Genomic DNA, 8,003 nt, shown 5'->3' with positions numbered 1-8,003 from the left:
CCTCACCCGACCCGGCTTCGCCGGGCCACCCTCTCCCACAGGGAGAGGGAACTGCGCCTCACACAGCGACATTCCAGATCTCTTGCGCATATTCGCGGATCGTGCGGTCGGAGGAAAACCATGCAACACGCGCCGTGTTGAGAATGCTCGACCGCCGCCATGCTTTCTGGTCCCGCCAGCGCGCGTCGACGCGGCGCTGCGCCTCCCAATAGGCGTCGAAGTCCTTCGCGACCAGAAAGTGATCGTAATAGGTCAGCGTATCGACAAGCTGCGCGTAGCGATGCGGATCGTCGGGCGAAAAGACCCCGGCGGCGATGGCCCGCAGCGCCTCGGCGAGACGCGGACTCGCTGCGATCGTCTCGCGCGCGTCGATGCCCTTGGCGCGGCATGCCTCCACCTCCTGCGCCGTGAGGCCGAAGATGAAAATATTGTCGTCGCCGACGCGCTCCCTTATTTCGACATTGGCGCCGTCGAGCGTGCCGATGGTGAGCGCGCCGTTGAGCGCAAATTTCATATTGCCGGTTCCCGACGCCTCCATGCCAGCGGTCGAAATCTGCTCGGAAAGATCGGCCGCCGGAATGATCGTCTCGGCGAGGCTCACATTGTAGTTCGGCAGAAACGCGATCTTCAAAAGACCGCGCGTCGCCGGATCGGCGTTCACGACCTTCGCCACATCGTTCGCGAGCTTGATGATGAGCTTCGCCTGATGATAGCTCGCCGCCGCCTTGCCGGCGAAGATCTTCACCCGCGGCGCAAATTCGCGCGCCGGCTGCGCGATGATGTCCTGATAGAGCGCGACGGCTTCAAGCACGTTCAAAAGCTGGCGCTTATATTCATGGATGCGCTTGATCTGCGCGTCGAAGAGCGCGGCAGGATCGACCCTGACGCCGACGCGCTCGAAGATCGTCGTCGCAAGGCGCGCCTTGTTCTCGCGCTTGGCCGCCGCGAACCGGTTCTGGAACTCGACGTCATCGGCGAATTTCTCAAGTTCGATCAGTCTTTCCGGCTCATCGAAAACGCCCGCGCCGATCGTGTCGGCGAGCAATCGCGACAGCGGCGGATTGGCCTCGAGCAGCCAGCGGCGGAAGGTGACGCCATTGGTCTTGTTGACGATGCGGTCGGGGTAGAGCCGATGGAAATCCTTGAACACCGTCTCCTTGACCAGCGCGCTATGCAGCGCCGAGACGCCATTCACCTTGTGCGAACCCAAAAACGCCAGATGGCCCATACGGACATGCCGTCCGTTACGTTCGTCGATGAGCGACACGGAGGCGAGCGTCGCCGCGTCGCTCGCGCCCTTGGCGCGCAAGCAGTCGAGGTGCATGGCGTTGATGAGATAGATGATCTGCATGTGGCGCGGCAGCAGCCGTTCCATCAGCTGCACCGGCCAGGTTTCCAGCGCTTCCGGCAAGAGCGTGTGATTGGTGTAGGAGAATGTCGCCTGGGTGATGCGCCAGGCCTCCTTCCACTCGACTCCATGAACGTCGACGAGAAGCCGCATCAGTTCGGCGACGCCGATCGCCGGATGCGTGTCATTGAGCTGGATCGCCACCTTGTCGGCGAGCCTGTGGATGTCGCCGGTCTGCCTCATGTGACGGCGGATCAAATCCTGCAGCGAGGCCGAGGCGAAGAAATATTCCTGCCGCAGCCGCAGCTCCTGTCCCGCAGGCGTCGAGTCGCTTGGATAAAGAACCTTGGAAATCGCTTCGGCGCGCGCCTGCTCCGATTGCGCGCCGACGTGATCGCCCTGATTGAAGGCGTCGAGGCGCAGCGCGTCAGGCGCTCTCGCCGACCACAGGCGCAGCGTGTTGACATGTTTGCCGCGCCACCCGACGACGGGCGTGTCATAGGCGACGGCGACGATGGTTTCGCCCGGCCGCCACACATGCGCCAGCATGCCGTCGGCGAGGCGCGAATTTTCCACATGGCCAAAGAAGCCGACGTCATAGGTGATTTCCGGCCGCGGGAATTGCCAGGAATTGCCGAAGGAGAGCCAGTCTTCGGGATATTCATGCTGCCAGCCGTCCTTGAGCGTCTGCCGAAACAGCCCGTGGTCGTAGCGAATGCCGTATCCCATGGCGGCGATTTCGAGAGTCGCCATGCTGTCCATGAAACAGGCGGCGAGGCGCCCGAGCCCGCCATTGCCGAGCGCCGCATCGGGCTCCAGCGCGCGCAGCATATCGAGATCGACGCCAAGTTCGGCGAGCGCGTCGCGCATCGCCTCGGTCAGGCCGAGATTGGTCAGCGTGTCGATGAGCAGACGGCCAATGAGAAATTCGAGCGAGAGATAATAAACGCGACGCCGGTCTTCCCGATAATTGCGCTTCGTCGACGCGAGCCAAGAAGGCACGAGCCGGTCGCGGGTCGCAAGCGCGGTCGCGACGAACCAGTCGCGCGGACTGGCGTCGGCGTTGTCCTTGCCGACCGTATAGGTGAGACGCCGCTGCACGTCGTCGCGTAGCGCGGCGACGACGGCCTTGTGAGCGGCCTCGGGCGGGTCAAAAGCGTTCAAGTCGATCCTTTTCGCGGGTTTCCCGGCCAGACAGTCTTAGCGACCGCCGTTCTAAGTAGAATTGGAATTTGGCGCTACCGGGCTCGCCGGCGCCTGAAGTTGAGGCGCCGATTGCGACTCATCGAACCTCAAAGGTGAGGGCGCGGTTTTCCGCCTGATCCGGTTCGCCGCGGGATGCGACGAGGCGGCGCCCGCCGACGCCCTGACCCTCGAGATAGCCCGTCGCCGCCTCCGCGCGCCTCTGCGCCAGCGCGTCATTGGCCGTTTTGGCGGCGGAACCGCGAACATGCCCCCGAACCTCGATCGTCGCGTATGCCGGGCACCGGCGAATGACCGCCGCCGTCTTGTCGAGCACGCGCGCCGACGAAGACGTCAGCCGCGCGCTGCCTTTGGCAAAGGCGAGTTCGCCCGGAGTCGACGATTGTTCAAGCGCCGCTTTGCAATCGGCGAGCGTCATGCCGCCGGATACAGCCGTGGCCGGCGCGCTTGGCGCTTGCGCGTGTACGGGCAATATGGTCGCGTCGGCAGGCGGGGACGGCGCGGTCGGCATGTCGGCGCCCGCGCTTTTTGTCGGCGCGGCAAAGCGGCGACCCTCTTCGCCGTCGGACTGGCCGATCACGACCGCTCCGACCCAAAGGAGCGAGGCGGCGACCAGCCCTACGGCCCAACCCTCATGCGCCCAGATCGACCGGCGCCGCGCCAACGCGCCGAGGGCGGCGCCGATAATCAAGACTGCATAGGCCGCGAGCGCGCCCTCGACCAGAGGCGCGGCGGCGTCGAGCGCGCCGAGCCGGACAAGAAGCACGCCGACGCCGAAAGCGAGCGCGGTCCACACCAGCCAGCGCGCGACGATGCCGTTTTCAGGCGCGCGCTGGGTCAATGCCCCGGCGGCGGCGCCGATGGCGAAACAGGCGAGAAGCCATGGCCAGAGGCGAGAAAATTCAACAAGCACGCGCCGACCCTAACGGGCTGGAGGCGTCTCTCCAAGACTTAAAGGCGTCGTTCCGAGACTTAAACGCGCATCGGCATCAAGACGTAGAGAGCCGTCGCGCCGTCGCGGTCCTGAACCAGCGTCGGCGAGCCGGGGTCGGCGAGCTTGAAGAGCGCCGTGTCGCTGTCGAGCTGCTGGGTGATGTCCAAGAGGTAGCGGGCGTTGAAGCCTATATCGAGCGGCGGCCCGTCATAGTCGGCTTCGAGCTCCTCAACCGCCGAGCCCTGGTCTGGATTGGTGACAGACAGCACGAGCTTGCTGTCGGAGAGCGAGAGCTTGACGGCGCGGCCGCGCTCGGAGGAGATCGTCGAAACGCGATCGACCGCCTTGGCGAAGACGTCGCGCTCGACGGTGAGCCGCTTGTCGTTGCCGGCGGGAATGACGCGCCCGTAATCGGGGAACGTGCCGTCGATCAGTTTCGTCGTCAGCAGCGCGTCGCCGAAGGTGAAGCGCATCTTATTGATCGAAAGCTCGACTGAAACTTCGCCTTGCGCGTCCTCGATCAGACGCATCACTTCGGTGACGGCCTTGCGCGGCAGGATGACGCCCGGCATGCCCGCGCTGCCTTCAGGCGCCGGAAGCTCCAGCCGCGCCAGACGATGGCCGTCGGTCGCGACGGCCCGGAGCATCGGCCGGCCCTCGACGTCGAGCGTATGGAGATAGATGCCGTTGAGGTAATAGCGCGTTTCTTCGGAAGAGATGGCGAACTGCGTCTTTTCGATCAGCCGCTTGAGATCCGCCGGCGCGAGCGCGAACTTATGGCTGAAGTCGCCGGAGGTGACGTCGGGAAAGTCGCTCTCGGGAAGACTCGAGAGGTTGAACCGCGAGCGTCCGGAGCGCAGCGTCAGCTGCCCGGCGTCACCCGTCGCCTCCAAAGAGACCTGCGCGCCCTCCGGCAGTTTACGCACGATGTCGTAGAGCGTATGCGCCGGCAGCGTCGTCGCGCCGGGTTGGGAGACCTCCGCCGGGGTCTTCTCGGTAATTTCCAGATCGAGATCGGTGGCCTTGAGCGTCAGCGCGCCGTCCGCGGCGGACAGCAGCACATTCGCCAGGATCGGAATGGTCGTGCGTCGCTCCACCACGCGGTGAACATGGCCGAGCGCCCGCAACAGCGCCGCTCTCTCGATGGTGACCTTCATCGCCGGGAAATCCGTCCGCATATTATTATTTGCGGCGCGGCAGGTCGCCGCGTCGGGGCGGAGACTTTGGCGCGGCAGGACGCGAAGCGCAAGGGCGGGTGAGGCTTAGGACTTCTTTGTCCCATAGATTCTGCTTCGGGGCGAAACCGCCCTTAACCGGCCCTTAAACGGCCTTCGTTACGCTTCGACAGGCATTTCAGGCCGTGCGGCGGCGACAGGCGAGTATCCGATGGCGCGCAGCGATAAGCGTCGCGAACCGCGGTTCGACGACGACGAAGACGGCGAATTGCGCGCCGAGCGCCGTCCGCCGCCCCGCCCGCGCGCGCGCAAAAAAACGCGGCGCTCGCGCTCGCTCTTTGGCGCGCTCATCTATTGGAGCTTCACGCTGGCGCTCTGGGGGGCCATCGCCGGGGGCGGCCTCGCCGTCTATTACGGCGCGCGACTGCCGCCGATCGACCAGCTCGCGGTGCCCAAGCGCCCGCCCAACATCGCCATCCTTGACGTGAACGGCGAGCTCCTCGCCAACCGCGGCGACACCGGCGGCGCGGCGGTCCGGCTCGCGGACCTCCCGCCCTATGTTCCCAAAGCCTTCATCGCCATCGAGGATCGCCGCTTCTATTCGCATTGGGGCGTCGATCCGATCGGCATCGGCCGCGCCATCGTCCGCAACGTCACGGGGCGCGGCGGCATGCAGGGCGGCTCGACCCTGACGCAGCAGCTCGCCAAAAACCTGTTCCTGACCCAGGAGCGAACCATCTCGCGCAAGATCCAGGAGGCGATCCTCGCGCTTTGGCTCGAACACAAATATTCCAAGGACCAGATCCTCGAACTCTATCTCAACCGCGTCTATTTCGGCTCCGGCGCCTATGGCGTCGAGGCCGCGGCCGAGCGCTACTTCGGCCATGGCGCGAAAACCATCACTCTCTCCGAAGCCGCCGTCCTCGCCGGACTGATGAAGGCGCCGAGCAAGCTTGCGCCGGATCGCAATCCGGAAGGAGCGGCCGAGCGCGCGGCGCAGGTGATCGCCGCCATGGCGCAGGAAGGCCACATCAGCGAGTCGACGGCGACGACGGCGCTGTCGCATTCTGCACGCGCACGGAGCGACATCGGCGCGGGGTCGATCAATTACGCCGCCGACTATGTCATGGACATGCTCGACGACACGATCGGCGCGATCGACCAGGATATCGTCGTCACGACGACGATCGACGCGCGCATGGAGATGGCGGCGGAAGGCGCGCTCAAGCAAGAGCTCGACGAAAAAGGCGCCAAATTCGGCGTCGCCCAGGGCGCGCTCGTCGCCCTCGATCCCACCGGCGCGATTCGGGCGCTCGTCGGCGGACGCGACTATTCGGCCAGCCAGTTCAATCGCGCGGTCTCCGCGAAACGCCAGCCCGGCTCCGCCTTCAAACCCTTTGTCTATCTAACGGGGCTCGAACAGGGGCTCACCCCTGAGTCCGTGCGCGAGGATGGTCCGCTCGACGTCAAAGGCTGGCGGCCCGAAAACTACAGTCATCAGTATCTCGGACCCGTCACCCTCGCCAAGGCGCTGTCGCTGTCGCTCAACACCGTCGCCGTGCGCGTCGGCCTGGAAGTCGGACCCAAGGCCGTGGCCAAGACCGCGCATCGCCTCGGCGTCCAGTCCGACCTGCAGGCGAACGCGTCGATCGCGCTCGGCACGTCGGAGGTGACGCCGCTGGAGCTCGTCGCCGCCTATACGCCCTTCGCCAATGGCGGGATCGGCGTCCAGCCGCATGTCATTCTCAAGGTGAAGACCGCCGCCGGCAAGACGCTCTATCAGCGCAAGAACGCGTCGCTCGGCCGCGTCATCGCGCCGCAATATGTGGCGATGATGAACGACATGATGCGGGAGACGCTGCTCACCGGCACCGCCCGCAAGGCCGAGCTTCCGGGATGGGACGCCGCGGGCAAAACCGGCACGAGTCAGGATTTCCGCGACGCCTGGTTCGTCGGCTACACGGGCCGGCTGGTCGCCGGCGTCTGGCTCGGTAATGACGACAACTCGCCGACGAAAAAAGCTTCCGGGGGCAATCTGCCGGTCGAAATCTGGAGCCGCTTCATGAGCGTCGCTTTGAAGGGCCAGCCGGTCGCCGGACTGCCCTCGGGCGCCTGGCGGTCAGAGAACATTGCGCTCCCCGACGAGATCGCCAAGCCGATGGATGACCTCATCGGCTTGTTCACCGGAGAGTCGAGGCCCGCGCCCCGGCCGCCATCCGCCAGAACGGCGCCGGCGCCGCGCCTGCCCGCGCCAATCCCCGCCGGCTCGCCCGAACAATCGCCTGTCGCGCAGGCGCAGCCGGCGTCGCCCGCGCCGCGCGACGCTCCGCCCAGGTCGCCGCCGCCGCGCGCGATCGACGATCTTCTGCCGCCGGAAGACATCCCGACGGTCGGCTCGATCGAACGGCCGCGGCAGAGGCGCGGGGCGCCGGAAAGAAGCATTTTTGAGGATCTCTTCGGCGGCGGCTGAGACAGCGGTCGATCGCCGCGCCGGCGATCCGCCAAACGCTACTCCGCCGGAGCGCGCACCGAGGCCGAGGGCGGCCGCGCGGCGAAAAATTTGGTGGCCGCGACAATGGCGATGAGCGTCACGAGATAGACGACGACCTGCATGGCGGAAGGCTGGTCGGCGTAGCCGATCAATGTATGCAGCACCCGGCCGACGATGCTCTTATCCGACAACATCCATGACGTGTCCCAGGCGGTGTCGGAGAGCGCCGTCACAAAGCCCGCCTGCTGCAGAAAAGCGACGCATTGCGCCGCAAGGCCGGCGGCGAGCAGCGTGATGAGCCATGTCGTCACGGCGAAGAGACGTTTCGCCGGAATGGCGACGAGCCCATAGAATGTCGCGACGCTCGTCACGGCGCCGAGCGCCAGTCCGGCCAGTCCCCCGGCGAAGACGTCCCAGCCGGATTCGCCCGAGGCGAGAATGCCGTAAAGAAACAGCGCCACCTCGGCGCCTTCGCGCAGCACGGCGAGTCCCACGACGGCGGTCAGCGCGAAGAGCGTCTCGTCGCCGCGCGCGACCGCCCGCCCGACGTCGGAAAGGTTCTGCGCCAGCTCGCGCCCATGCTGCGCCATCCAGATATTGTGCCAGACGAGCATGACGACCGCGACCGCGAGGATGGCGGCGTTAAAGAGTTCCTGGCCGCTGCCGGCGAAGGCTTGCGAGAGTCGATCGGCGAAGGCGGCGACGATGATCGCGCCCAGCGCGCCTATTCCGACGCCGGCGGCGACGAAGCCGCGCGACCCGGCGACGCCGCGCGTCACAGCGAGAACGATGCCAACGATGAGGCCGGCCTCGATGGCCTCGCGAAAGACGATGATGAGCGCGCCGAGCATG

The 8,003-nt window shown here is 66.0% G+C and carries 5 protein-coding genes; 1 reads left to right on the top strand and 4 read right to left on the bottom strand.

All coding sequences use genetic code 11. The features are described from left to right. Window positions 1-58: 58 nt before the first annotated feature. The 3 genes from IYW40_RS14825 to dnaN all read right to left on the bottom strand — a co-directional run bounded on the left by IYW40_RS14825 (window position 59) and on the right by dnaN (window position 4,642). Complete coding sequence (locus IYW40_RS14825; RefSeq protein WP_246720827.1) at window positions 59-2,512, bottom strand: glycogen/starch/alpha-glucan phosphorylase; 2,454 nt, start codon at window positions 2,510-2,512, stop codon at window positions 59-61. Between the two features lie 118 nt (window positions 2,513-2,630). After that, window positions 2,631-3,464 carry an OmpA family protein gene (locus IYW40_RS22285; RefSeq protein ID WP_196401102.1) on the bottom strand — a complete coding sequence of 278 codons (834 nt, stop codon included), beginning with the start codon at window positions 3,462-3,464 and terminating at the stop codon, window positions 2,631-2,633. Window positions 3,465-3,523: 59 nt separating this feature from the next. Then, window positions 3,524-4,642, bottom strand: coding sequence for a DNA polymerase III subunit beta (dnaN, locus tag IYW40_RS14815; RefSeq protein WP_196401411.1), 1,119 nt, complete (start codon window positions 4,640-4,642; stop codon window positions 3,524-3,526). Window positions 4,643-4,871: 229 nt separating this feature from the next. Here dnaN and IYW40_RS14810 point away from each other — a divergent pair, with 229 nt between their 5' ends. Next, window positions 4,872-7,130, top strand: a complete 2,259-nt coding sequence (locus tag IYW40_RS14810; RefSeq protein ID WP_196401101.1) for a penicillin-binding protein 1A — start codon at window positions 4,872-4,874, stop codon at window positions 7,128-7,130. Between the two features lie 38 nt (window positions 7,131-7,168). Here the strand turns inward: IYW40_RS14810 and IYW40_RS14805 are convergent, their stop codons facing one another. Then, entirely contained in the window at window positions 7,169-8,002 is an 834-nt protein-coding gene (locus IYW40_RS14805; RefSeq protein WP_196401100.1) for an FTR1 family protein, read from the bottom strand. Between the last annotated feature and the right edge of the window lies 1 nt (window position 8,003).

Origin of the sequence: Methylocystis sp. H4A (assembly GCF_015709545.1) — a bacterium.
In the GTDB taxonomy this organism is placed as follows: domain Bacteria; phylum Pseudomonadota; class Alphaproteobacteria; order Rhizobiales; family Beijerinckiaceae; genus Methylocystis; species Methylocystis silviterrae.
This window is presented reverse-complemented; position numbering and strand designations above follow the sequence as displayed.

Excerpts from the sequence above, each read along its gene's own strand:
- IYW40_RS14810 (WP_196401101.1), top strand. The coding sequence starts at position 4,872 with ATGGCGCGCAGCGATAAGCGTCGCGAACCGCGGTTCGACGACGACGAA.
- IYW40_RS14805 (WP_196401100.1), bottom strand. The coding sequence starts at position 8,002 with ATGCTCGGCGCGCTCATCATCGTCTTTCGCGAGGCCATCGAGGCCGGC.
- dnaN (WP_196401411.1), bottom strand. The coding sequence starts at position 4,642 with ATGAAGGTCACCATCGAGAGAGCGGCGCTGTTGCGGGCGCTCGGCCAT.